Raw genomic sequence first — 1,625 nt, 5'->3', positions numbered from 1 at the left:
TCAGACTGTAGACAAACTCGATGGAATCGAGCTTGTCTACAGTTTTTTTGGTTTGTGCTGGAATGGGGGCTGTTGATTTCCGTTCCACAGGCTTTCTAAACTTAGCGTGGAACTCAACATAAGTCTATTTTAAAATAGATACATATAACGTTTGAGGTGATAAAGATGCTTTCGAAGAACAATCCAATCCAGCGAGATCAATTAGAAATGGTTACTTTAGACCAACTGGTTCCTCAGGAACATTTAGTCCGTAAGATGGAAGCAGCCATAGATTTTTCTTTCATTTATGACTTGGTGAAGGATGTGTATTCGGAAGTAGGGCGCCCAAGCATTGACCCTGTGATTTTAATTAAACTTACCTTCATTCAATATACCTTTGGCATCCGTTCCATGCGCCAGACCATTGCCGAAGTAGAAACAAATATGGCCTACCGCTGGTTTTTAGGTTATGGATTCCATGATAAAGTGCCCCACTTCTCCACCTTCGGGAAGAATTACGAACGCCGTTTTAAAGAAACCGATTTGTTTGAACAGATCTTCTATCGAATTCTTAAGACCGCAGCTGATAAGAAACTTATTAGTGCTGAACATGTCTTTATTGATTCGACCCATGTAAAAGCAAGTGCGAATAAGCATAAATTCGAGAAGAAAGTGGTGCGTAAGGAAACACGGGCATATCGAGAGAAACTCCAGGAAGAAATCAATCTGGATCGGGAAGACCATGGGAAGAAACCTTTTCCTCCTGATAAGTTCGAAAAGGAAGAAACGAAGGAAATCAAGGAAAGCACCACCGATCCAGAGAGTGGATACTACGTCAAGGACGAACGGACAAAGCAGTTTGCCTACTCCTTCCATGCGGCATCGGATCGTAACGGATTTGTCCTGGGGACAATTGTGACACCCGGTAACATGCATGACAGCTTGATCCTTGAACCACTGGTAGAACAAGTGATAGAGAACGTCGGAAAACCTAGTGCTGTTGCGGCCGACGCAGCCTATAAAACTCCAGCTATTACGAAGTTTCTGTTGGAAAACGAAATGACCCCGGCTTTGCCTTATACCCGTCCACGGACGAAGGATGGCTTTTTCCGCAAATATGACTATGTCTATGACGAATTCTACGACTGTTACTTGTGTCCTGCCGGTGAGGTCCTGAAGTATTCAACCACAACTAAGGAGGGGTATCGTGAATATAAATCCCCCAAACAGGTCTGCACCAACTGCCCTTTCTTAGCCCAATGCACAGAAAGCAAGGACCACCAAAAGGTGGTAACGCGTCATATCTGGCAGGAGTACGTGGAAGAGGCAGACCACTTGAGGCACCAACCAGAAGTAAAGCAAATCTATGCGAAGCGCAAAGAAACCATTGAGCGCGTATTCGCAGATGCAAAAGAAAAGCATGGCATGCGTTGGACAACCCTAAGGGGACTTAAAAAATTGTCCATGCAGGCGATGCTTACTTTCGCTGCCTTGAACTTGAAAAAGATGGCCAGCTGGATATGGAGAAGTCCAGAAATGGCCTAAAAAGTATAGCAAAGAGAGTCTATTTCCTTTGAAAAATCCGATGAAATTCAAAAAGGGGTTCGGAATGTGAGCATTCCGAACCCCTTTTGTCTACAAACTGA

At 44.0% G+C, this 1,625-nt stretch carries 1 protein-coding gene; it reads left to right on the top strand.

Annotation, left to right across the window (positions count from 1 at the left end):
• Window positions 1-165 precede the first annotated feature (165 nt).
• On the top strand, window positions 166-1,524 hold the full coding sequence (locus JJQ88_RS20890; RefSeq protein WP_210367971.1) for an IS1182 family transposase: 1,359 nt from the start codon (window positions 166-168) through the stop codon (window positions 1,522-1,524).
• Window positions 1,525-1,625: the final 101 nt, after the last annotated feature.

Origin of the sequence: Bacillus sp. REN3, assembly GCF_017912555.1 — a bacterium.
In the GTDB taxonomy this organism is placed as follows: domain Bacteria; phylum Bacillota; class Bacilli; order Bacillales; family Cytobacillaceae; genus Mesobacillus.
This window is presented reverse-complemented; position numbering and strand designations above follow the sequence as displayed.